Here is a 22,055-nt window from a genome sequence, read left to right as displayed (position 1 = left end):
CATAGCTGTGCGAGTAGACGTAATATCCCGAGAGTATCCACCCGAGGTCTATGGCGGAGCGGGGGTGCATGTCGCCGAACTCGTCAAGGCTCTGCGCGGCAGCGTCGACGTGGTCGTGAGGGCTTTCGGAGAACCGCGTGACGAGGCGGGTGTCTTTTCGTATTCGACTCCGGTCGAGCTCGCCGAGGCGAATCCCGCGCTCAAGACGCTCGGCACCGACCTCGAGATCGCCAATGACGTCGCCGGGGCCGACGTCGTGCATTCGCACACCTGGTATGCGAATGCCGCGGGCCAGATCGCGGCGCGGCTGCACGGCATCCCGCACGTGGTGACGGCACATTCCCTGGAGCCGCTGAGGCCGTGGAAGGCGGAGCAGCTCGGCGGGGGATACCGGCTCTCGAGCTGGATCGAGAAGACGTCGTTCGAGAGCGCTGACGCGGTCATCGCCGTCAGCCACGGAATGCGACGCGATATTGTGCGCAGCTACCCCTCTCTCGATCCCGAGCGCGTCAGCGTCGTCTACAACGGCATCGACCTCGACAAATGGCACCCCGAGAAAGACGACGACGTGCTCGCCGAGTTGGGCATCGATGGCGACCGCCCCACGGTCGTGTTCGTCGGTCGGATCACTCGCCAGAAGGGGCTGCCCTATCTCCTCCGCGCGATCGAGAAGCTGTCTCCCGAGGTTCAGGTGGTGCTGTGCGCCGGCGCGCCAGACACTCCCGACATCCTTGAAGAGGTGGCCGGAGGGGTGCGCGAACTGCAGAAGACACGCTCGGGCATCGTCTGGATCGACAGGCTCCTCGACACGCGCACGCTCTCGGTGGTGCTGTCCAGCGCCACGGTCTTCGTCTGCCCCTCCGTGTACGAGCCGCTGGGCATCGTGAACCTCGAGGCCATGGCGTGCGGACTCCCGGTCGTGGGAACAGCCACCGGAGGTATTCCCGAGGTGGTCGACGACGGAGTCACCGGTGTTCTCGTGCCGATCGATCAGGTGCAAGACGGCACCGGCACTCCGATCGACCCCGATCGATTCGTGGCAGATCTCGCCGCGGCCCTCACCCGAGTGCTCGACGACCCGGAATGGGCACGGTCGATGGGCCGCGCTGGCAGGCTGCGCGCGGAGAGCACGTTCAGCTGGGCCCAAATCGCCGTCGAGACAGAGCGGATCTACCGCTCGCTCCTCTGATGACCGGTTAAGCTAGGTCCATGCCCGTGGTACTCCAGCTGTCCGATGTGTCCGTCGTGCGAGACACGAATCCCATTCTTTCGAACCTGGACTGGACGGTGGATGGCGACGAACGCTGGGTCATCCTCGGACCGAACGGCGCGGGCAAGACGACGCTCCTTCAGATCGCCGCGGCGATGAGCCATCCCTCGAGCGGCGTCGCCACGGTTCTCGACGGAAAGCTGGGCCAGGTCGATCTATTCGAGCTGCGCCCCCGTGTCGGGTTCGCCTCGAGCGCCATGGCGCGTCGCTTTCCCGCAGACGAAACCGTGCTCAACGTCGTCCTGACCGCGGCCTACTCGGTGACGGGCAGGTGGAACGAGGAATACGAAGACGTCGATCTCCGACGTGCGCATCGAGTTCTCGCGGAGTGGAAGCTCGATCACCTCGAGAACCGCCTCTTCGGCTCGCTGAGCGATGGCGAGCAGAAGCGGGTTCAGATCGCGCGCTCCGTCATGACCGACCCAGAGCTGCTCCTCCTCGATGAGCCGGCGGCGAGCCTCGACCTCGGAGCGCGCGAAGAACTGCTGCAACTGCTCGGCGGATACGCGAGTTCGTCGGAGTCGCCCGCCATCGTCATGGTCACGCACCACGTCGAGGAGATTCCCCGCGGCTTCACGAGCGCCTTGCTCGTCTCCGGTGGACGCATCGTTGCGGCCGGCCCCTTGGCAGAGGTCCTCACCGAAGACAATCTGGAGGCCACTTTCGGTTTGCCGATCACCCTCACCGAGACCGACGGCCGCTACTCGGCACGGGCCGCCTGACCTCCCTGCCGACGTCGCGCTTTTCTGATAGAGTTGACCGCTGGTCGGGTCGCCGCTGCATTGTGCCGTGCGCGTGCCAGGTCAAACAGACTTTTTCGCATCACTCGTACCCATAAGGACACCCCATGAAGACAGACATCCACCCGAACTACGCTCCGGTTGTCTTCCGCGATCTCGCCTCCGGCGCGACCTTCCTGACCCGTTCGACGGTCGGCAGCTCGAAGACCATCGAGTGGGAAGACGGAAACACCTACCCGGTCATCGACGTCGAGATCTCGTCCGAGTCGCACCCGTTCTACACGGGCAAGCAGCGCATCATGGACTCGGCCGGACGCGTCGAGAAGTTCAACACACGCTACAAGGGCTTCGGCGCGTAACTCGCCCCACAGCATCGACGAAGGGCCGGAAGCGAATCGCTTCCGGCCCTTCTTCTGTCTACGCACTCACATGCAGCCGACCGGCCAAGCCGTTCTGGCAGTGAACTCGGGATTGTGCGTGCGACGCATGTACTCCTGGAAACTCTCCGCCTGTTCTCGGAACCAATCCACCTGCTTGTCGTGCAGCTCGTGCACAGCGAGTGACGACACCGCATCGTGTTTCTGCGCCAGGGCCTGCGCGACCCGGCCGGCGGCGATGGCATCGGCTGCCGCGTCGTGTGCGTCGAGTAGCTCGACGCCATAGACGACCGCCGCCGCTTCGAGGGTGCGCTTGCCCTTGCGATAGCGATCGACGGCCTTGTCGATGACCAGGGGATCGACGATGGGGCCGGGGACGTCGAGCGGGTCGATGCCGTAGCGAACGGCCTCATGGTGCAGCAGGGTGAGGTCGTAGGGTGCGTTGTAGATGACCAGCGGCACGCCATCGGCGAGGAGAGCCCGGAGCGCCTCGACGATCTCGTACACCACGAGCGCGGCGGGACGACCCTCCGCGACGGCCCTCTCGGTGGTCACACCGTGCACGGCTGTGGCCTGCTCTGGAATCTCGACGCCGGGGTCGGCGAGCCAGTCGAGACGTGAGACCGGATGCCCATCGGCTCCGATCACGCTGACGTTCGCCGTGACGATACGGCTCGTCTGCACGTCGATGCCCGTGGTCTCGAGGTCGAAGACGGCGAGGCGGTGCCACCACGGCGCCAGAGCCTGCTGTTCGGTCTCGGGCGGATCTGCGATGAGCACCGCGTCGTCTGAGAGGCTGAACAACTCGGGCTGTGTTGAATCTGTCACAACTCGAACTCTACCGGCCACCTCGGACGCTGCCCTGGCGACACCGGGGGATCAGAAGCGCTGGTCGACCGACTGCCCGATCTGCAGCCAGTAGAAGCTCTGCGTGCCCAGGGTCAGCGTGAGGCTGCCGTCGTCTGCGATGGTCGGGAATTCGCCGCCACCGAAGAGATCGACGAGTCGACCGCCCGCCTGGTCGGGCAGCTGGATGTGCACGGCGACGGGGTTGTGGGCGAAGCTGAACACGCACAGCACCTGCTCCGGAGCGTCGCCGAGGTGTGTGCCCGAGCCCTCGTAGGTGCGCACGAAGGCGAGAACCGACTCGTGGTCGGTCTGCAGAACCTGCATGCTGCCGAGTCCGAAAGCCGGATGCGCCTTGCGCACGTGGATGACGTTGCGCACCCAGTGCAGCAGAGACCGGGACTGTGCGAGCTGCGACTCGACGTTGACGAGCGCGTAGTTGTAGACGAGCGACTGCACGACCGGCAGGTAGAGCTTGCCCGGATCCGCCGTGGAGAAGCCGGCGTTACGGTCGGGTGTCCACTGCATCGGCGTGCGCGAAGCATCCCGGTCGTTCAGCCAGATGTTGTCGCCCATGCCGATCTCGTCGCCGTAGTACAGGAACGGGCTGCCCTTCAGGGCGAAGAGCAGCGCGTGCGCGAGCTCGAGTTCAGCACGGGAGTTGTCGAGCAGGGGAGCGAGGCGCCGCCGGATGCCGATGTTCGACCTCATGCGCGGGTCGTAGGCGTACCAGCCGTACATCGCCTGGCGGTATTCCTCGGAGACCATCTCGAGCGTCAGCTCGTCGTGGTTGCGCAGGAAGACTCCCCACGCGGCCGAGTCGGGCACATCCGTCGTCTCAGACAGGATGCGCACCAGCTCGTCTGCATTCTGCGAGCGCAGCGAGTAGAAGATGCGAGGCATCACCGGGAAGTCGAAAGCCATGTGGCACTCCGGCTCCTCCTCGGTGCCGAAGAACGCTGCGACCTCGCGAGGCCACTGGTTCGCCTCGGCGATGAGCACACGTCCGGGGTAGTCCTGGTCGACCATGGCTCGGAGCTTCACGATGAAGTCGTGGGTCTTCGGTTCGCCCTCTCCATTGCCCTCTTCGGACTCGTAGAGATACGGGATGGCGTCGAGCCGCAGTCCGTCGACCCCGAGTTCGAGCCAGAAACGCACGATGTCGAAGATCGCCTCGTGCACGGCGGGGTTCTCGAAGTTGAGGTCGGGCTGGTGCGAGAAGAACCGGTGCCAGAAGAACTGGCGTCGTACCGGGTCGAAGGTCCAGTTCGACTCCTCGGTGTCGACGAAGATGATGCGGATGCTCTCGTACTTCTCGTCGGTGTCGCTCCAGACGTAGAAGTCGCCGTACGGCCCCTCGGGATCGGAACGCGACTGCTGGAACCACTCGTGGGCGTCGGACGTGTGGTTGAGCGGGAAGTCCATGACCAGGCGCATGTTGCGCTCGTGGGCCTTGGTGACCAGGTCTCGGAACTCGTCGAGGGTTCCGAACTCGGGAAGGATCGAGGTGAAGTCGGAGACGTCGTAGCCGCCGTCGCGCAGCGGCGAGTTGTAGAACGGCGGAAGCCACAGGGCGTCGATGCCGAGCCACTGGAGGTAGTCGAGTTTCGACACCAGGCCGGCGATATCGCCCGCTCCGTCGCCGTTGCTGTCGACGAACGACCTCACCATCACCTCGTAGAAGACGCTCCGGCGATACCACTGGGGGTCGAGCGTGAGTCCCGGCAACTGAATGGGGGCGGTGAAGTTCACGTACTAGTCCTTCCGAGGGCGCGTATCGGGCGTATCGCCGCGCTGCATCAGCCCAGTCTAGGCGCGGCACCTACACTGGATCACGATGATTCTTCCCTCGCCCTACGCAGCCCGACTCGACGCCATCCCGCTCGAGCGGCGTACCGAAGAACTCGCCGGAAGCGCGACGGAACTCTGGGTCTACGGCCCCCACGACGCCGACACGACGATCGTGCTGGTCCACGGCTTCCGCGGCGACCATCACGGCCTCGAACCGGTCGTCGCCCACCTGCCCCGGTACCGCACGATTGTGGCCGATCTCCCGGGCTTCGGAGCGTCGACGCCGCTCGCCGCGGACCACGACATCGATGGATATTCGGCATGGCTCCTCGAGCTCGTCGACCGTGTGCGCGGCCCGGGGCGAACAGTGGTCCTGGGTCATTCCTTCGGTTCGATCATCGTCTCTGCGGCCCTGGCACGAGGTCTCGATGTCGATGACATCGTTCTTGTCAATCCCATCGCCGCACCGGCGCTGTCCGGCCCCCGCGGCATCCTCACCCGCCTCGCCGTCTTCTACTACTGGGCGCCAGCAAAGATGCCGGAGCGCCTCGGGTTCGCGGTGCTCAAGGCGCCGATCGTCACCCGCATCATGAGCGTGACGATGGCGAAGACCAGGTCGCGATCCCTTCGCCGATGGATCCACAATCAGCACGACCTCTACTTCGGCGCCTTCTCGAACCGACGGGTCGTCCTCGACGCCTTCAGAGCGTCCATCTCTCACGACGTCTCCGAGTATGCGTCACAGAACACGACACGCACGCTGCTCATCGCGGCAGACCGAGACGACATCACCCCTGTCGAGGCCCAGCACCGACTGACCGAGAAGATCGCCGACTCACGACTCGTGGTTCTGACCGGTGTGGGCCACCTGGTGCACTACGAGATGCCCAAGCAGGCCGCCGACGCGATCGACGAGTTTCTGCGCGACGAACCGGTCGGCCGATGAGAGTCGTCGTCGACTGCCGATACACGCGCATCGGCAGGCACGACGGGATCAGCCGCTACACCGCAGGTCTCGTCAGCGCGCTGGCCGACGATCACGAGCTCGTGATGCTGATCAGCGATGTCCGCCAGCTCGAGATGCTCCCCGATCTGCCCTGGCACCTCGCCAGCTCGCCCACCAGCGCGCGAGAGCCTCTCGTGGCATTGCAGGTCAACGCCCTGAAGCCTGATGTCGTGTTCACGCCGATGCAGACGATGGGCTCGTTCGGTCGCCGCTACGCCCTCGCTCTCACGGTGCACGACCTGATCTACTACTCGAATCCCACGCCGCCCCGCGATCTCGCCTGGCCTATCCGGCTGCTGTGGCGCGCGTATCACCTGTCCTGGTGGCCCCAGCGGTTCCTGCTGTCACGCGCCGACGCCGTGGTCACCGTGTCTGAGACCACGCGCGACCTCATTGCGCGCAACAGGTTGACCCGCAGGCCGGTCACCGTGGTCAGGAACGCAGCGGATAGCGCCACGTCGTCGCCCGTGCCCGCCGAGAGCCGTGACCGGCACCTGGTCTACATGGGATCGTTCATGCCCTACAAGAATGTCGAGACGCTCGTCAGGGCGGCCGCGCTGCTGGGCGACTACGAGCTGCACCTCATGAGCCGGGTGTCGGATGCCGACACGCGACGACTCGAGGCCGTCGCGCCGAACGCGCGGCTGGTGTTCCACAACGGCGCGAGCGACGAGGAGTACACCGCGGTTCTGAGAAACGCCACGGCACTCGTCACCGCCTCGCTCGAGGAGGGCTTCGGCATTCCTCTTGTCGAGTCGATGGCGCAGGGCACACCGATCGTCGTCAGCGACATCCCCGTCTTTTCAGAGATCGGCGGCGACGCAGGCCTCTACTTCGACGCCCACGACCCCGAGGCTCTGGCGGCCCAGGTGCGCTCGCTCGAAGATCCGGCAGAGTTCACGCGACGGTCCGAGGCCGGCGTCATCCAGGCGGCCGAGTTCAGCTGGACGTCGTCAGCGAAGACGCTATGGGAGTTTCTCTCCGCACTGGCGGATCGACCGCGAGGCCGTTGAACGTCTCGAGAACGAGCGTTCCGTCGGCGTAGCGGAAGCGATGATCGGAGCCGTTCGGAATGCGTACCTCCGCCGGAGGAAGGGCTTTCTCGGTCACGTAGCGCACGAGCGAGCCGATGACACCACCGTGGGTCACGACGAGCACCCGCTGCCCAGGATGCTCCAGGGCGATGCTCTCGAGCGCGGGCAGTACTCGGCGCGTCACGTCGCTACGCCGCTCGATGCCCTGGACTCCGGCCATGGAGGGGAACCGTGTCGCGAGCGTCGCGGCATCCATGCCCTCGGCCTCGCCGTACGCCCGCTCGACGAGTCGATCGTCGATGCGCGGCTCACCGAGCCCCAGCCGTTCGGCGATGATACGCGCCGTCTCGAGGGCCCGATCGAGCGGACTCGTCACGATCGCGTGCCACTCTTCGGCTGAGAGCCTCTCGGCTGCCGCCACCGCTTGAGCACGACCGGTGTCGTTCATCGAGATGTCGGTTCGGCCCTGGATGCGCCGCGCGAGGTTCCAGTCCGTCTCGCCGTGGCGCACGAGAACGAGTTCGGTCACGCGTTCGTGCTCTCGGGCAGGAGATACCGGCTGAGCTCCGTCAGGGTCTCGGTGGCGCCGGCATCCAATTTGACGGTCGCTCGGGAGTCGCCCTTGGTGACGCCCCGATTGATGATGACGATCGGCAAGCGTCTGCGGCGCGCCTGCTCGAGAAGCCTGATGCCCGAGTTGACCACGAGCGATGAGCCCGCGATGACCATGGCCTCGGCTCCGGCGACGAGCGCGGACGCCTCCTGGAATCTCTCGGTCGGAATGAACTCGCCGAAAAACACGACGTCGGGTTTCAGCATGCCCTGGCAGACGGAGCACGCCGGCACCACGAACGAGGAGTAGTCGGTGACGTCGGCGTCGCCATCGGGCGCCAGCGTGATGGCGTCGGGCTCGTCGACCCAGGGATTGTCGGCCGAGATACGCTCGGCGATGCTCGCCCGGGCGAATGCCTGGCCGCAGTTGAGGCACAGCACCCGATCCATCGACCCGTGCAGGTCGACGAGGTGGGTGGTTCCTGCTCGGGCGTGCAGACCGTCGACGTTCTGAGTGATGACGCCGGATACGACGCCGGCGTCTTCGAGTTCGGCCAGGACCCGATGGCCAGCGTTGGGGCGTGCCGCGTGGAACATCTTCCAGCCCAGGTGGCTGCCGGCCCAGTACCTGCGGCGGTAGTCGTGGCTGTCGCGGAATTGATCGAACGTCATCGGGTTGCGCTTCGGAGCACCCTCGCCGCGGTAGTCGGGAATTCCCGAGTCGGTGCTCATGCCTGCGCCGGTCAAGACCACGATCTTTCGTCCGGCGAGCGCGGCAACGGCTTCATCGATCTCGACGGGTGAAGCTGCTCTCGGGCTCGATTCGACGAGCGGAACCATCTGCACCTCCTGTCGCCCGAGTCTGTGGACTCCGGCGCTTCGCGTTACTCTTCGAAGTCTAAACAGTCCCGGGTGCGGTTTTGTTTCCGACCGGTCGCTCGCGATCACGTCACGACCGGCACCCGGCAGAGCAAGGAGTGCCCGAGGGTGAAGACAGTGCGGATCGACAGCCTCGATCTTCCAGGACTCGACGACTACGCACGACTGACCGACGTGGTTCTGAGGCGTCTGAGCGAGCCGGCAGGTGGGCTCTACATCGCCGAGTCGTCGAAGGTCATCGCACGCGCTCTCGCCGCGGGGCATCGACCGCGCTCCGTGCTCGTGCAGGAGCAGTGGCTCGACGACATCGCTCCGCTCCTCGCGGAGTGGGACGATGTGCCGGTCTTCGTCGGTGACGCCGCGACTCTCGAGTCGCTCACCGGGTACAACCTGCACAGAGGCGCACTGGCCGCGATGCACAGGCCGGAGCTGAGGCCTGTCGCCGACGTGATCGCGGGCGCGCGTCGAGTCGTCGTTCTCGAGGACATCACCGATCACACGAATGTCGGCGCGATCTTTCGAGCTGTCGCGGGCATCGGCGCGGACGCCGTCTTGATCTCGCCCCGCTGCGCCGATCCGCTCTATCGCCGGAGTGTGAGGGTCAGTATGGGAACGGTGCTGCAGGTTCCGTGGACGCGGCTGCCGGAATGGTCGGAGGCGGCGCCCCTGCTGCACGACGCCGGCTTCCACATCGCGGCGCTTGCGCTGGCCGACGACGCTGTCACACTCGACGACTTCGCGGCGACCGTGCCGGCGAAGCTGGCGCTCGTGCTCGGATCAGAAGGTGACGGACTCTCGAGGCAGGCGTTGACGGCGGCCGATACGGTCGTGACGATTCCCATGAGCCACGGAGTGGACTCGCTCAACGTTGCCTCAGCGAGCGCCGTGGCTCTCTACACGCTTCGGTGACGGGGGAGACGGTCTCCGGCTCACGCATCTCCTAGGATTAGCGGATGCGCCCCCCGTCTGCTCCCGTTCGCCGCCGACGTCGCATCGTCGCATTCTCGGCCGGCGGCATCCTCGTGGCGATGGCGGCCACTCTCGGCCTGTACGTGCCAGCAGCCTTGGCCGCCCCGCTGCCGACCGCGCAACTGCAACTCGCTGTTCCGACGCCCACGCCGGCTCAGCCCGCAAAGCTCGCGCTCCCGGGCGTGGGAACGGGAGCCATCGCCCTGGAAGGCTCTGAGGAGTTGCTCGGCGAGAGCGGGCAGACGGGACCGGTGCCCATCGCCAGCGTCACCAAGGTCATCACGGCCCTCGTGGTTCTGGAGGCGCACCCCCTCGTCGAGGGCGACGACGGACCGGGCATCACGATGACCGCCGCCGACGTGCAGATCCTCGAGCAGACCCGCGCGGTCGACGGGTCGTACGAACTCGTCAACGAGGGCCAGGTTCTCAGCGAGCGCGAGGTGCTCGAGATCATGCTGTTGAAGTCGGCGAACAACTACGCCGAGACCGTCACAAACTGGGCGTTCGGATCGCTCGCCGCCTACCTCGACGCCGCCCGGTCGTTCACGACAGAGCACGGCCTCACAGACACGACGATCGTGGATGCGTCGGGGCTCAACCCGGGCAGCCGCAGCTCGACGAAAGATCTGATGAGGATCGCGTCGATGGCACTCGCCGATCCCGTGCTGGCCACGATCGTCTCGACCGCTGTCGATCAGGTGCCGGTGATCGGCGAGATCGACAACAGCAACAAGCTCCTCGGCATCGACGGAATCGACGGAATCAAGACGGGAACGACGGACGAAGCGGGATCGTGCCTGCTCTTCTCCGCCGAATTCACCGTCGGCGACCAGACGAAGTCCGTCGTCGGAGTGATCCTGGGAGCGGAAAGCTCTCAGGCGGCGCGCGACGCGGTGCAGGCCCTCCTCGCGAGCACGAAGGGGGCGTTCACCACGCTTCCCCTGATCCGCGCGGATACCGAGGTCGGCAGCTACACGACTGCATGGGGAGAGACCGCCCCGATCGTCGCGGCGTCCGACAGCGATGCCGTCGTCTGGTCTGACGACGGCGTCGACGTCGATGCCAGCGCGGCCGACGTCGTCACGACACAGGCGGGTATCAACGTCGGCACCATTCGCTACACGGTCGACGACACCACGGAGCAGGTCGCTCTCACCGTCGACGGATCGCTCGAGGATCCGGGATTCTGGTGGCGCGTAGGCCACCCCGAACTCGTCTTCGGCTAGTCCGAGGCGTCGGACCCGTCCGTCCTCGGCGCCGGCAGGTTCATCGGCACCGCATCGGGTCTCTTCGGCGAGATTCCGTCACCGCTCGAGCGATGGGTCACCCGCCTGATGACCCACGGTACGAAGTGCGTGCGCGCCCACACCAGATCTTCCGTGCGCGCCCGTCGCCAGGTCGCCGTGGGGAGCGGCTCTGGGGCGCCCGGCTGCAGCTCGTTCTCGACGTTGAGCGCCTGCAGGACCAGGCGAGCGACCTCGTGGTGGCCGAGCGCGTTCAGATGGAGTCGGTCGGGGCTCCACATGCGCGAGTCCTGGATGCTCGACAGACCCCATTGATCGGCGACGATGCAGTCGTGACGTGCGGCGATCGTGCGCAGGTTCTCGTTGTAGATCGCGACCTTGCCGCGAATGCCTCTGAACACGGGGGAGAAGGCCACATCGGTGCCGGTGAAGATGACCACCGTGGCGTTGTCGCGCCTCAGACGCTCGATACCGGCATCCATTCGGCGCGCGATGTCGTCGGGGTCTGTTCCGGGGCGAATGATGTCATTCCCTCCAGCCGAGATCGTGATGAGGTCGGGTTGCAGTGCCAGCGCGGGCTCGACCTGTTCATCGAGGATGCCCTGCATCAGTCGGCCCCGGATGGCGAGGTTCGCGTAAGCGAAATCATCGCCGGCCTCGGCACTCAAGACCTCGGCCACGCGATCAGCCCATCCGCGGTATCCACCGGGGCTCGCAGGCTCCGGGTCTCCGATGCCCTCGGTGAACGAGTCGCCAATCGCCACGTATCGACGCCATGGATGCCGCTCGGCCATATGCACTCCTTCGAAGAAATCCACTCGTCAATGTACTCCTGTCGACGCGGTCGTCGAGGCATCCTCTTTCGTTCGTGGTGTCGGCAGCTGCGGGTAGTGTGGATGCACGTGAACAGCCTGCCCGAACCTCTTCCCCTGCCCGAGCTCCGGGTCGATCCTTCGGGCACCGACAGCACGCCCGTGGTCGGCGGCGGAGCAGCCGAGCACCTTTCTCCGTCCTTTCCCGAGCGGGCCGCCTGGGGTACCGCGTCCAAACTCCGTGCCTGGCAGTCCGAGGCGCTCGAGGCGTATTTCACCCATCAGCCTCGCGACTTCCTCGCGGCCGCGACCCCGGGCGCCGGCAAGACGACCTTCGCGCTTCGGCTCGCCAGCGAGCTCCTGCACCGGGGCATCATCGACCGGGTCACCGTGGTCGCCCCGACAGAGCACCTCAAGAAGCAGTGGGCCGACGCCGCAGACCGCGTGCACATCCGCCTGACCCCGGGCTTCAAGAACAGCGATCGCCGCTACGGCAGTCATTTCCACGGAGTGGCCGTCACCTACGCGCAGGTCGCCGCCCGTCCCGCGCTGCATCGCGAGCTAACCGAGTCCGCACGCAGTCTGATCATCCTCGACGAGGTGCATCACGGCGGTGACGCCCTCAGCTGGGGCGAGGCCATCCGCGAGGCGTTCGCACCTGCAACCAGGCGGTTGTCTCTCACGGGTACGCCGTTCCGATCCGACACGTCGCCCATCCCGTTCGTCAGCTACCTCCAAGACGAGCACGGCATCCGGCTCTCGCAGACCGACTACAACTACGGTTACGGGCGCGCCCTGCAAGACGGCGTCGTTCGACCCGTTCTCTTCATGGTCTACGCAGGTCACATGCGGTGGCGCAGCAAGGTCGGCGACGAGATGGAGGCGCGTCTCGGCGAGGGCAACACCAAAGACATCACGTCGCAGGCCTGGCGCACAGCACTCGACCCGGCCGGCGACTGGATCCCCTCGGTTCTCGCCGCGGCGAACCGGCGGCTCGCCGAGGTTCGGCAGGGCATACCGGATGCCGGCGGCCTGGTGATCGCGACAGATCAGTTCACGGCGCGCGCGTACGCGGCGATCCTGGAAAACATTTCCGGAGAGCCGGTCACCGTGGTCCTCTCCGACGAGAAAGAGGCCTCCGGCCGCATCGAGGAGTACTCGAAGTCGTCGAGGCGGTGGATGGTCGCCGTTCGTATGGTGTCGGAGGGCGTCGACATTCCCCGCCTCGCGGTGGGTGTCTATGCCACCAGCGCGTCGACGCCGCTCTTCTTCGCACAGGCCATCGGCCGCTTCGTGCGTGCGAGACGCCGGGGAGAGACCGCATCCATCTTCCTTCCGAACGTCCCCGGTCTGATGGCCCTCGCGGGAACCATGGAACTCGAACGGGATCACGCTCTCGACCGACGCGATTCCGGCGACCCCGAGGGCGACATGTGGAATCCCGAGGACGCCATGGTCGCCGAGGCCAACGTTCAAGACAAAGCGTCTGATGCTCTGCAGAACGACTTCGCCTTCCAGGCTCTCGGCTCGCACGCCACCTTCGACAGGGTTCTGTTCGAGGGCAGTGAGTTCGGCACCGAAGCGCCGGTCGACAGCGACGAAGAGCTCGATTTCATCGGTATCCCGGGGCTTCTCGAGCCAGACCAGGTGCGCGAGCTTCTGCAGCACCGGCAGGCCAGGCAGCAGCGACATGCCGCAGATCGCCGCAAGAACTCTCCTCCCGGCCCAGCCGAAGACGAGCCCGCGGCCCCCCTGTACCGCACACTGGCCGAGCAGCGAAAGCTGCTGAACAGCCTCGTCGGCATCTGGTCGAAGACGTCAGACCAGCCGCACGGGCTCGTCCACGCAGAGCTGCGTCGAGTCTGCGGCGGTCCGGCCGTTCCCCAGGCGAGCGTGACCCAGTTGCAGTCCCGTATTGCCACGGTCCGCAAGTGGATGGGCGCCCACCACTCCTGACGACGCCCACCGTGTCACGGTCTCACGTGGGGCTACAGGAAGCGCACGAAGTAGTAGCTGCCCCAGAGCGAGTGAGCGTGGGTGACGTAACGGCCCCAATCGGGGGAGTGAATGACTCCTCCGTGGCCGTCGTAGATCCCGATGTGGCCGCTCCACACGACAGCGTCGCCGGCGCGTGCATCGGAAGACGAGACACGCACGCCCTGGGCGGCCTGGGTGGGGACGTATCGGGGTAGGTCGATGCCGAACTTGCCGTAGACGTACTGGGTCAAGCCGTCGCATCCGAAGCTGTCGCTCGGGTCTGCACCCCAGCCATAGGGAACGACCCCCACGAATTGCTCGGCGTAGGCGACCACGGCGTCGCCGTTGTAGCTCTGAGGCGGGTTCACCACGGGGGCTGACGGAGCAGGCGCCGACGGAGCAGGCGCCGACGGCGCAGGCGAGCTCGGCCCGTTGCCGCCCGACGGTCCGGCGCCGCCGTCGGAAGGTGCGGGACTCTGCGCTGCTGCGGCATCCGCCGCAGCCCTCGCCGCCTCGTCGGCCGCCTGCTTCGCCTGCGCGGCAGCTTGCACGCCCGCCTTGTATTGATCCTCGGTCAACTCGAGGTTGGTCGTCAGAGCCTGAAGTTGCACCGAGAGTTCGGCCTCGTGGTTCTGCTGCTCGATCAGTGCGGCCCCCACGGACTGTTGCGCAGCGACAGCGTCGTCGAGCGCGCTCTTCGCGGTAGCCGCCAGTGCACCCAGTGCGTTGCGCGCTACATCGGCCTGGCCGCTCAGCGAGTCGGCCGTGTTCTGATCGATCTCCGCCTGCTGGTAGATGCCCGTGGTCGACTCGCTCAGCTTCGACATCGTGCCGAGCTGGTACAGGAGGTCATTGGCCTTGTCACCCTCGACGAAGAGACGCGACGACAGGTCGTTTCCACCCGAACGAGCGAACTGCGCAGCGAGGATGGCGGCCTGGGTTCGCGACTGGGCTGCTTTGGACTTGGCCGTGGCAGCCTTGGAAGCCAATTGATCGGCCTCGAACGAGGCCGTGTTGTAGGCGGTCTGCGCCGTCTGGTTCTCTTGCCAACGCGCATCGGCAGCGGCCTGCGCCTGGGCGACCTGAGTCTGCAGCCCATCGATGAGTGTGGTGATACGGGCGATCTCAGCCTCTTTACCCGCCTCTGACGACCGAGCAGCAACGACATCGTTCCACGAAGGGTAGTTGTCGGCTGATGCCGGCGAAGACGAGATCGCGCCGGCTGCCAGCATTCCGATGACGGCTGTCGCAGCTAGAGCGCCGCGCCAGAGAGATCGACGAGCAGAAGACCGACCGGATGGCGCAGTGGTGACGAGCATGGTTTCCCCGAATTCGCAGAATGGCCGCGACGACGCATGAGTCACATTCGTCACAACAACAACATCGCTCACACTAGCAACGATTTGGATGCGGCTCTATACACGATTCAGCAGAGATCACTCGGATACACGCCGGCGTGTCGAAGTTTGTACTCCTAACGCGACGAAGACCCCCCACCCGGATGGGTGGAGGGCCTTCGTTGTCAAGCTTCGCGTCACTCGGTTTCAGTCATCGCTTTCGCGAGACATCGACCGGGCAAGGAAAGACTTAGAGGGGGCGGATGTTCTCAGCCTGGGGACCCTTGGGGCCCTGCGCGACGTCGAATTCGACCTTCTGGTTCTCGTCAAGCGAGCGGTATCCGCTGGAGGCGATAGCCGAGTAGTGCGCGAACACGTCGGGGCTGCCGTCTTCGGGGGCGATGAAGCCGAATCCCTTTTCAGCGTTGAACCATTTCACTGTGCCTGTAGCCATTGCAAACTCCTCCTGGAGTGATAATTCGGTCCCGATTGTCGGGGCCACTCGTCGGGGTGTTCGTCGTCTCCCAGGATTGGGCCCGAACAGTGTCGGGCAGGGCACCGGAGGCACCCCGGACGTGCGAGGCACATCAACTTCTGTGAACAGCCTACTATGCTCTCGCCCTCACTGTGCGACCAAAATCATCACGCCTTGGTCACGCTGCTGAAATAGTCGCCTTAGAGAACAGAAAAACCCCCGAGATCTCGATCAAATCGAGAACTCGGGGGTGAATCTTGTTTCGGTGTCCGAAGGGGGACTTGAACCCCCACGCCCTATACGGGCACTAGCACCTCAAGCTAGCGCGTCTGCCATTTCCGCCATCCGGACTGGATGAGCTGCTTTCCGTTCCCGGTGCAACCAAGGTAAGACGATAGCACGGTTTGAAACACCCTCGACGCCACGAGCCCGTCGATGCCCTGCGGTACCGTGAAACCATGACTTCGACGTCCGAAAACTCCGTCCCCGAAGCCGGTCTCGACGCCACGGCGGCGATCGCCCGCGACCTCATCCGCTTCGACACATCGAACTTCGGGGAGGGCCGGTCGAACGGCGAAACAGACGCGGCGGAATACGTCGCGGCTCATCTCGAGAGGCTTGGCCTGGTGGCCGAACTCATCGATTCAGAACCCGGCCGCACGAGCGTCGTCGCTCGCGTCGAAGGGGAGGACCGAAGCCGCGGGGCCCTCGTCGTGCACGGTCATACCGACGTGGTGCCGGCCATCGCCGGCGACTGGTCGGTCGATCCATTCGGCGGCGTCATCGCTGACGGCATGCTGTGGGGTCGCGGAGCGGTCGACATGAAGAACATGGACGCGATGATCCTGACCTCGCTCGACGACATCCTGTCCTCAGGCCGCAGGCCCGCACGAGACCTGGTGGTGGCCTTCTTCGCCGACGAGGAGGCCGGGGGAGTCCTCGGCTCTCATTACCTCGTGAAGAATCGCCCCGATCTGTTCGAGGGCGCGACCGAGGCGATCAGCGAAGTCGGCGGCTACTCGATCGACCTCGATGGCACGAGAGCGTATCTGGTTCAAACAGGCGAGAAGGCTCTCATCTGGGCGAAGCTCGTGGCCCGGGGAACGGCCGGACACGGATCCCAGATCAACTCCGACAACGCGATCACGAGGCTCGCGGGCGCCGTCGCGAGGATCGGTAGCCAGGAGTGGCCCGTACACCTCACCAAGACGACCTCGGAGCTTCTTGGTCGTGTGGCAGCGATTCTGGGCAAAGACCCGCAGAGGACGACGCCAGACGAACTCGCCGTCGCGACGGGAACGGCATCCCGTTTCATCTCGGCATCGCTGCGCAACACGGCCAACCCGACCGGGCTGACGGCCGGATACAAGCACAATGTGATCCCCGATCGAGCCGAGGCTCTTCTCGACATCCGCGTGCTGCCCGGCCAGGAGGACGAGGTGATCGCGCGTCTTCGCGAGCTCGCTGGCCCGGGCGTCGACGTCGAGATCTCGCATCAGGACATCGGGCTCGAGACGGACTTCTCGGGGCCGCTCGTCGATCAGATGATCTCGAGCCTCCACCGATTCGACCCGGAGGCCGAAGTCCTTCCGTACCTGCTGTCGGCAGGAACCGACAACAAGGCCCTCAGTACCATCGGCATCAAGGGCTATGGATTCGCGCCGCTGCAGCTTCCGCCGGCGCTCGACTTCCCTGCTCTCTTCCACGGGGTCGACGAGAGGGTTCCGCTCGACGCATTAGTGTTTGGCAGGAAGGTTCTGACGGACCTCCTGCTCCGATACTGACCAGGCTCCGCAGGTCTCCCGACCGAATCCGCCGCCACATTCCGAAGGGGAGTCCGTGGACTTTCTCAACGCCGTCATTCTCGGCCTCGTGCAAGGACTCACCGAGTTCCTGCCGATCTCGTCGAGCGCCCATCTGCTGATCGTCGGCCGCCTTCTGGGCACCGGCGACGACCCGGGAGCAGCGTTCACCGCCATCACTCAGCTCGGCACCGAGACCGCGGTGGTCATCTACTTCTGGCGCGACATCTCCCGCATTGTCTCTCGATGGTTCTTCTCGCTCACGGGCCGCGTTCCCCGAACCGACCCCGATGCGAAGCTCGGCTGGTTCATCATTCTCGGGAGCGTGCCGATCGTGGTGCTCGGCCTGATCTTCCAAGACGCGATCGAGAGCACGCTGCGCTCTCTCTGGATCGTCGCGGGAACGCTCATCGTCTTCGGCATCCTGCTCGGCGTCGCCGACTATGTCGGGGCGAAGAAGAGACGCCTCGATGAGCTCACGGTTCCTCACGCCACCGTGTTCGGATTCGCTCAGGCACTCGCCCTCATCCCCGGCGTCTCCCGCTCGGGCGGCACCATCACGGCCGGCCTCTTCATGGGGTACGAGCGCGCCGCCGCCGCCCGGTACTCGTTCCTGCTCGCCATCCCGGCCGTCTTCGGCAGCGGGCTCTACCAGGTCTTCAAGTCGGTCAAGGAGACCTGCACGGTGGCGACGGCCACGTGCACTCCCGAGGTATTCGGCCCTCTCGAGACGCTCGTCGCGACGGTCATCGCCTTCGTCGTGGGTCTCGTGGTGATCGCCTTCTTCATGAGCTACATCTCGAAGCGGAGCTTCCTGCCCTTCGTCGTGTACCGGATCGCTCTGGGACTCGTCCTCCTCGTTCTGCTCGGCACAGGTGCCATGCAGGCGTGACCCGTCGGGCGACGGTAGTCTTTTGCAGTGCATTCCTGGAGCCGGCCCATCGTCCCCTCACTTCCCGGACGAGGTCCCCTTCCCCGGGTCTTCGACGACTCGACGGGTGCTCTGGTCGAGACCGCGGGCGTCGACGGCCGGATCGGCCTCTATGTGTGCGGCATCACCCCGTACGACGCAACCCACCTCGGCCATGCGTCGACCTACCTGGCCTTCGACGGCATCCAGCGCCTGTGGCTCGACGCGGGTCTCGAGGTCGACTACGTGCAGAACATCACGGACGTCGATGACCCGCTGCTCGAGAGAGCGAATGCGACGGGCGTCGACTGGCGCGACCTCGCGGCGAGCCAGGTCGAGCTGTTCCGAACAGACATGGCTGCGCTCCGCGTCCTCCCTCCCCGTGATTACGTTGCGGTCACCGAGGTCGTCGACCCGATAGCGGATGCCGTGCGCCGGCTCGTCGACGCCGGCTTCGGCTACACGGTCGACACGCCAGACGCGCGGGATGCCGACGGCCAGGACATCTACTTCGACATCGACGCGGCCGCAGAGCGGACCGACTGGCACCTCGGACTCGAGAGCCGTCTCGACGCGGCCACGATGGCCGCCTTCTTCGCCGAGCGCGGGGGAGACCCCGAGCGCGAAGGCAAGCGCAATCGGCTCGATCCGCTGCTCTGGCGCGCCGCCCGCGAAGGTGAGCCGTCGTGGCCCAGCCCCGTCGGCGAGGGGCGCCCGGGATGGCACATCGAGTGCTCCGTCATCGCGATCGACGCGCTCGGAGCGCATTTCTGCATGCAGGGCGGTGGAAGCGACCTCGTCTTCCCGCATCACGAGTTCTCTGCAGCGCACGCCACCGCCCTCACCGGCGAGCGCTTCGCCGATGTGCAGGCCCACGCGGGCATGGTCGCCTACCAGGGCGAGAAGATGAGCAAGTCGCTCGGAAACCTCGTACTGGTCTCGGGGCTTCGCGCATCCGGCATCGACCCCTCGGCCGTGCGGCTCGCCGTCCTCGCCCATCACTACCGCTCCGACTGGGAGTGGACGGACGCGGGCCTCGCGGAAGCCGTCAGCCGGCTCGACCGCTGGCGTGAGGCGGTCAGCCTGCCGCAGGCATCCGAGGCCTTCGACGACGAAGTCGCACTGCTCGCAGAACTCCGCGCACTGTTGTCGGCAGACCTCGATACCCCGGCCGCCCTCGCGGCGATCGACGCCTGGGTTGCAGGGTCACACGCGACGAGCGGCCTCGTGGCGCGAACGGTGGATGCGCTGCTCGGAGTGCAGCTCTAGAACGAGCCTCAGGCTCCGGGGCGCCAGGGCTCGTCCGGTCGTCCGTCGCCGCGCTTGCGCAGGTACTTCTCGAACTCCTGCGCGATCGCCTCACCGCTCGCCTCCGGCGAGTCGACAGTGTCGCGTGCCTGCTCGAGCTGCTGGATATACGAGGCCATCTCGTCGTCCTCTCCGGCGAGCGCGTCGATCCCCGACTCCCAGGCGGATGCCTCGTCGACGAGATCACCGCGAGGAATCACTACGTCGACCAGTTCTTCGAGCTTGTCGATCAGCGCCAGCGTCGCCTTGGGCGACGGAGCGTTGTGCACGTAGTGGGGAACGGACGCCCAGATCGAGACCGTCGCGATTCCCAGGGCCTCAGCCGCGTCGGCGATGACGCTCAGGATGCCTACGGGCCCCTCGTAGGTGGATCTCTCGATACCCAGTTGGCTGCGCACCGACGCATTCTCGCTCGTCGCGGTGACCGAGATCGGACGCGTGTGCGGCACATCGGCGAGCATGGCGCCGAGCAGCACGATTCCCGAGACGCCGGCGGTCATGGCCGCGTCGAGCACCTCGACCGTGAACTTCTTCCAGTTGCGAGACGGCTCGGCACCCACGAGCAGATAGACATTGCCCGTGTTGTCCGATCCCACTCGGAGTTCGGCGTCGGCGGCGAGAGGAACGTTGTCGACCTCGGTGCTCGCCGGACCATAGATCGTCGCGCTCGGCCAGATCAGGGCCCTGTTGCCGTCGTCGTCTTGAGACACCACCGGCCTGTTGAACTGGAAGTCGAAGTACTCCTCAGCATCGACGCCAGCGATCGTGATCACGTCGAGTTGCTCGCGCAGCAGCTGCACCGCTCCTGTCGCCGCTTCGCCTGCGTCGTTCCAGCCCTCGAATGCGACGACGAGAAGTCGCCCTCTGAGGAATTCGTTGCCCTGTGTCACCGTGTGGAGAACCCTTTTCGTCATCTCGTGATCGTTCTGACAAGGATAGGCCGTCGATTCAAGCCAGGCTCCCGGCCCCGTAGACTCGTTCCACGTGATGACCCCTCTGCCTGCCGCTGTCCTCTGGGACATGGACGGAACGATCGTCGATACCGAGCCCTACTGGATGCGATCGCAGGAGGCACTCGTCTCGCGATTCGGCGGCACCTGGACTCACGAGGACGCGATGATGCTCGTGGGGTCCGGGCTCGACCGCACGGCACGCCTCCTGCAGGAGCACGGCGTCGATATGGCCGCCGATGCGATCATCGATCTCCTGACTCGCGAGGTCATGGCGCTGATCAGCGTGAGTGTGCCGTGGCGACCGGGTGCGCGCGAGCTTCTCTCCGCTCTGCGCGAGTCTGGCGTGCCCTGTGCTCTCGTCACCATGTCGTTCGGCGTCATGGCCGAGCACGTCAGGTCCTTCATTCCCTTCGATGCTTTCGACGTGGTCGTGTCGGGCGACAGCGTCGAGAACAGCAAGCCACACCCCGAGGCCTACCTCGAAGCAGCTCGCCTCTTGGATGTTCCCATCGACGAGTGCGTGGCTTTCGAGGACTCCGTTCCCGGTGTCACGAGCGCGGCCGCGTCCGGGGCCGTCACGATCGGCGTTCCGCACATGCTCCCGCTCGAGAACAGCCCGGCGAACGTGCTCTGGCCGACGCTCGAAGGCCGCACCGTCGACGACGTGAGCGCGGCGCTGGCAGCCCACAGGCGCACTGGCGCCATCCACCCCACAACCGGAAGTCGACACCCATAATCGTGAATTCATTCTCCGGACCGTTCCGCGTCGGCGAACGCGTGCAGCTCACGGGCCCCAAGGGCAAGCTCAACTCCATCACGCTGGCGACCGGGGCCGAGTTCCACACCCACCGCGGAGCCATCGACCACGACGCGATCATCGGGCAGCCCGACGGATCCGTCGTCGCCAATACGGTCGGCGTCGAGTACCTCGTGCTGCGACCCCTGCTCACCGACTTCGTGATGTCGATGCCGCGCGGAGCGGCGATCATCTACCCGAAGGATGCGGCGCAGATCCTCGGCCAGGCGGACATCTTCCCGGGCGCGACCGTCGTCGAGGCCGGGGTCGGCAGCGGTGCACTGTCGCTCTGGCTGCTTCGAGCGATCGGACCGGAGGGTCGCCTGTCGTCGTTCGAACGACGCGAGGAGTTCGCCGACGTGGCCATGGCCAACGTGACCGCGTTCTCCGGTTCGACTCCCGACAACTGGAGCATCACCCTGGGAGACCTCAGTGAGGCACTGCCCGAGCAGCATCCCCACCATTCGGTGGATCGCGTCGTGCTCGACATGCTCGCGCCCTGGGAGTGCATCCCCGCGGTGACCGACGCGCTGAAGCCCGGGGGAGTCGTGCTCTGTTACGTGGCCACCGTCACCCAGCTCTCGCGCGTCGTCGAGACCATCCGCAGCACCGGCTCGTTCACGGATCCGCAACCGTCGGAGACGATGATCCGGTCGTGGCACGTCGAGGGTCTGGCCGTCAGGCCTGATCACCGCATGATCGGCCACACGGGATTCCTGGTCACCGCCAGGCGCCTCGCTCCCGGCGCTCAGCTCCCCGAACTCAAGCGACGCGCCTCCAAGTCCGAATACTCCGACGACGACGTCGAGACGTGGACGCCGGGCGCGCTCGGAGAACGCGGTATCAGCCCGAAGAGCCTCCGCAAGCGGGTGCGCATGGCGACCGCGACGGCAACGGCCCGCACAGACGGCGACGCCGCACAGCAGTCGCCCAGCGAAGACGTGGAGCCGGAATAAACTATGCTGTTGTCCGCTCAA

21 protein-coding genes and 1 tRNA gene are annotated in these 22,055 nt (G+C 65.8%); 13 read left to right on the top strand and 9 right to left on the bottom strand.

Annotation, left to right across the window (positions count from 1 at the left end; genetic code table 11):
• Nucleotides 1-7 precede the first annotated feature (7 nt).
• The 3 genes from glgA (at nt 8) to CCK87_RS05830 (ending at nt 2,369) form a co-directional block, all read left to right on the top strand.
• Nucleotides 8-1,189 carry a glycogen synthase gene (gene glgA, locus CCK87_RS05840; protein ID WP_086460537.1) on the top strand — a complete coding sequence of 394 codons (1,182 nt, stop codon included), beginning with the start codon at nt 8-10 and terminating at the stop codon, nt 1,187-1,189.
• Between the two features lie 20 nt (nt 1,190-1,209).
• The gene (locus CCK87_RS05835) at nt 1,210-1,992 is read left to right on the top strand and encodes an ABC transporter ATP-binding protein (protein ID WP_086460536.1); all 783 of its coding nucleotides are present in this window, start codon (nt 1,210-1,212) and stop codon (nt 1,990-1,992) included.
• Between the two features lie 125 nt (nt 1,993-2,117).
• The gene (locus CCK87_RS05830; RefSeq protein ID WP_085486215.1) at nt 2,118-2,369 is read left to right on the top strand and encodes a type B 50S ribosomal protein L31; all 252 of its coding nucleotides are present in this window, start codon (nt 2,118-2,120) and stop codon (nt 2,367-2,369) included.
• A 66-nt stretch (nt 2,370-2,435) separates the two neighbouring features.
• On the opposite strand, the gene CCK87_RS05825 is transcribed toward CCK87_RS05830, so the two are convergent.
• Nucleotides 2,436-3,128 (bottom strand): exonuclease domain-containing protein, encoded by a 693-nt coding sequence (locus CCK87_RS05825; protein ID WP_086461189.1) that lies wholly within the window; start codon nt 3,126-3,128, stop codon nt 2,436-2,438.
• Nucleotides 3,129-3,266: 138 nt separating this feature from the next.
• Nucleotides 3,267-4,985 carry a maltose alpha-D-glucosyltransferase gene (treS, locus tag CCK87_RS05820; protein WP_086460535.1) on the bottom strand — a complete coding sequence of 573 codons (1,719 nt, stop codon included), beginning with the start codon at nt 4,983-4,985 and terminating at the stop codon, nt 3,267-3,269.
• An 85-nt stretch (nt 4,986-5,070) separates the two neighbouring features.
• On the opposite strand from treS, the gene CCK87_RS05815 reads away from it, so the two are divergent.
• The gene (locus tag CCK87_RS05815) at nt 5,071-5,970 is read left to right on the top strand and encodes an alpha/beta hydrolase (protein WP_086460534.1); all 900 of its coding nucleotides are present in this window, start codon (nt 5,071-5,073) and stop codon (nt 5,968-5,970) included.
• Nucleotides 5,967-7,043: a glycosyltransferase family 1 protein gene (locus tag CCK87_RS05810; RefSeq protein ID WP_086460533.1), complete on the top strand. Its 1,077-nt coding sequence runs from the start codon at nt 5,967-5,969 to the stop codon at nt 7,041-7,043. Before CCK87_RS05815 ends, CCK87_RS05810 begins: the two co-directional genes overlap by 4 nt.
• On the opposite strand, the gene CCK87_RS05805 is transcribed toward CCK87_RS05810, so the two are convergent.
• Together CCK87_RS05805 and CCK87_RS05800 are read right to left on the bottom strand one after the other, a co-directional pair.
• The gene (locus CCK87_RS05805; protein WP_086460532.1) at nt 6,970-7,593 is read right to left on the bottom strand and encodes a histidine phosphatase family protein; all 624 of its coding nucleotides are present in this window, start codon (nt 7,591-7,593) and stop codon (nt 6,970-6,972) included. The genes CCK87_RS05810 and CCK87_RS05805 overlap by 74 nt on opposite strands.
• Nucleotides 7,590-8,456 carry a Sir2 family NAD-dependent protein deacetylase gene (locus CCK87_RS05800; RefSeq protein WP_086460531.1) on the bottom strand — a complete coding sequence of 289 codons (867 nt, stop codon included), beginning with the start codon at nt 8,454-8,456 and terminating at the stop codon, nt 7,590-7,592. The genes CCK87_RS05805 and CCK87_RS05800 overlap by 4 nt, the downstream gene beginning before the upstream one ends.
• A 147-nt stretch (nt 8,457-8,603) precedes the next feature.
• On the opposite strand from CCK87_RS05800, the gene CCK87_RS05795 reads away from it, so the two are divergent.
• Together CCK87_RS05795 and CCK87_RS05790 are read left to right on the top strand one after the other, a co-directional pair.
• Entirely contained in the window at nt 8,604-9,404 is an 801-nt protein-coding gene (locus CCK87_RS05795; RefSeq protein WP_086460530.1) for an RNA methyltransferase, read from the top strand.
• A 44-nt stretch (nt 9,405-9,448) separates the two neighbouring features.
• Nucleotides 9,449-10,690: a D-alanyl-D-alanine carboxypeptidase gene (locus tag CCK87_RS05790; protein WP_086460529.1), complete on the top strand. Its 1,242-nt coding sequence runs from the start codon at nt 9,449-9,451 to the stop codon at nt 10,688-10,690.
• Here CCK87_RS05790 and CCK87_RS05785 read toward each other — a convergent pair.
• Nucleotides 10,687-11,502 carry an SGNH/GDSL hydrolase family protein gene (locus tag CCK87_RS05785; RefSeq protein WP_086460528.1) on the bottom strand — a complete coding sequence of 272 codons (816 nt, stop codon included), beginning with the start codon at nt 11,500-11,502 and terminating at the stop codon, nt 10,687-10,689. The genes CCK87_RS05790 and CCK87_RS05785 overlap by 4 nt on opposite strands.
• Before the next feature lie 180 nt (nt 11,503-11,682).
• Here CCK87_RS05785 and CCK87_RS05780 point away from each other — a divergent pair, with 180 nt between their 5' ends.
• A complete protein-coding gene (locus tag CCK87_RS05780) occupies nt 11,683-13,476 on the top strand; it encodes a DEAD/DEAH box helicase (RefSeq protein WP_249273812.1) in 1,794 nt (597 codons plus the stop codon).
• A gap of 32 nt (nt 13,477-13,508) precedes the next feature.
• Here the strand turns inward: CCK87_RS05780 and CCK87_RS05775 are convergent, their stop codons facing one another.
• The 3 genes from CCK87_RS05775 to CCK87_RS05765 all read right to left on the bottom strand — a co-directional run bounded on the left by CCK87_RS05775 (nt 13,509) and on the right by CCK87_RS05765 (nt 15,660).
• Nucleotides 13,509-14,816 carry an NlpC/P60 family protein gene (locus CCK87_RS05775; RefSeq protein WP_086460526.1) on the bottom strand — a complete coding sequence of 436 codons (1,308 nt, stop codon included), beginning with the start codon at nt 14,814-14,816 and terminating at the stop codon, nt 13,509-13,511.
• A 268-nt stretch (nt 14,817-15,084) separates the two neighbouring features.
• Nucleotides 15,085-15,288, bottom strand: a complete 204-nt coding sequence (locus CCK87_RS05770; RefSeq protein WP_044443312.1) for a cold-shock protein — start codon at nt 15,286-15,288, stop codon at nt 15,085-15,087.
• 287 nt (nt 15,289-15,575) lie between these two features.
• Nucleotides 15,576-15,660: transfer RNA gene (locus CCK87_RS05765), tRNA-Leu, on the bottom strand.
• Between the two features lie 107 nt (nt 15,661-15,767).
• Here CCK87_RS05765 and CCK87_RS05760 point away from each other — a divergent pair.
• The 3 genes from CCK87_RS05760 to mshC are packed head-to-tail and all read left to right on the top strand — an operon-like array spanning nt 15,768 to nt 19,290.
• A complete protein-coding gene (locus CCK87_RS05760; protein WP_086460525.1) occupies nt 15,768-17,093 on the top strand; it encodes a M20/M25/M40 family metallo-hydrolase in 1,326 nt (441 codons plus the stop codon).
• A gap of 55 nt (nt 17,094-17,148) precedes the next feature.
• A complete protein-coding gene (locus tag CCK87_RS05755) occupies nt 17,149-18,003 on the top strand; it encodes an undecaprenyl-diphosphate phosphatase (RefSeq protein WP_086460524.1) in 855 nt (284 codons plus the stop codon).
• Nucleotides 18,004-18,030: 27 nt separating this feature from the next.
• Nucleotides 18,031-19,290, top strand: a complete 1,260-nt coding sequence (gene mshC / locus CCK87_RS05750) for a cysteine--1-D-myo-inosityl 2-amino-2-deoxy-alpha-D-glucopyranoside ligase (protein WP_086460523.1) — start codon at nt 18,031-18,033, stop codon at nt 19,288-19,290.
• 8 nt (nt 19,291-19,298) lie between these two features.
• On the opposite strand, the gene CCK87_RS05745 is transcribed toward mshC, so the two are convergent.
• Entirely contained in the window at nt 19,299-20,243 is a 945-nt protein-coding gene (locus CCK87_RS05745; protein ID WP_086460522.1) for a PAC2 family protein, read from the bottom strand.
• 70 nt (nt 20,244-20,313) lie between these two features.
• Between CCK87_RS05745 and CCK87_RS05740 the strand changes: the two genes are divergently transcribed.
• Entirely contained in the window at nt 20,314-21,018 is a 705-nt protein-coding gene (locus tag CCK87_RS05740; protein ID WP_086460521.1) for an HAD family phosphatase, read from the top strand.
• Nucleotides 21,018-22,034 (top strand): tRNA (adenine-N1)-methyltransferase, encoded by a 1,017-nt coding sequence (locus CCK87_RS05735; RefSeq protein ID WP_086461188.1) that lies wholly within the window; start codon nt 21,018-21,020, stop codon nt 22,032-22,034. Before CCK87_RS05740 ends, CCK87_RS05735 begins: the two co-directional genes overlap by 1 nt.
• The last annotated feature ends 21 nt before the right edge of the window (nt 22,035-22,055 follow it).

This window comes from Agreia sp. VKM Ac-1783 (assembly GCF_900177765.1).
Classification (GTDB): domain Bacteria; phylum Actinomycetota; class Actinomycetes; order Actinomycetales; family Microbacteriaceae; genus Agreia.
Note: the sequence above shows the minus strand (reverse complement) of the source record. Positions and strands in the feature narration are given on the sequence as shown.

Coding starts and splice junctions, on each gene's coding strand:
- CCK87_RS05835 (WP_086460536.1), top strand. CDS start 1,210: ATGCCCGTGGTACTCCAGCTGTCCGATGTGTCCGTCGTGCGAGACACG.
- CCK87_RS05830 (WP_085486215.1), top strand. CDS start 2,118: ATGAAGACAGACATCCACCCGAACTACGCTCCGGTTGTCTTCCGCGAT.
- CCK87_RS05815 (WP_086460534.1), top strand. CDS start 5,071: ATGATTCTTCCCTCGCCCTACGCAGCCCGACTCGACGCCATCCCGCTC.
- CCK87_RS05810 (WP_086460533.1), top strand. CDS start 5,967: ATGAGAGTCGTCGTCGACTGCCGATACACGCGCATCGGCAGGCACGAC.
- CCK87_RS05800 (WP_086460531.1), bottom strand. CDS start 8,456: ATGGTTCCGCTCGTCGAATCGAGCCCGAGAGCAGCTTCACCCGTCGAG.
- CCK87_RS05790 (WP_086460529.1), top strand. CDS start 9,449: ATGCGCCCCCCGTCTGCTCCCGTTCGCCGCCGACGTCGCATCGTCGCA.
- CCK87_RS05785 (WP_086460528.1), bottom strand. CDS start 11,502: ATGGCCGAGCGGCATCCATGGCGTCGATACGTGGCGATTGGCGACTCG.
- CCK87_RS05775 (WP_086460526.1), bottom strand. CDS start 14,816: ATGCTCGTCACCACTGCGCCATCCGGTCGGTCTTCTGCTCGTCGATCT.
- CCK87_RS05770 (WP_044443312.1), bottom strand. CDS start 15,288: ATGGCTACAGGCACAGTGAAATGGTTCAACGCTGAAAAGGGATTCGGC.
- CCK87_RS05760 (WP_086460525.1), top strand. CDS start 15,768: ATGACTTCGACGTCCGAAAACTCCGTCCCCGAAGCCGGTCTCGACGCC.
- CCK87_RS05745 (WP_086460522.1), bottom strand. CDS start 20,243: ATGACGAAAAGGGTTCTCCACACGGTGACACAGGGCAACGAATTCCTC.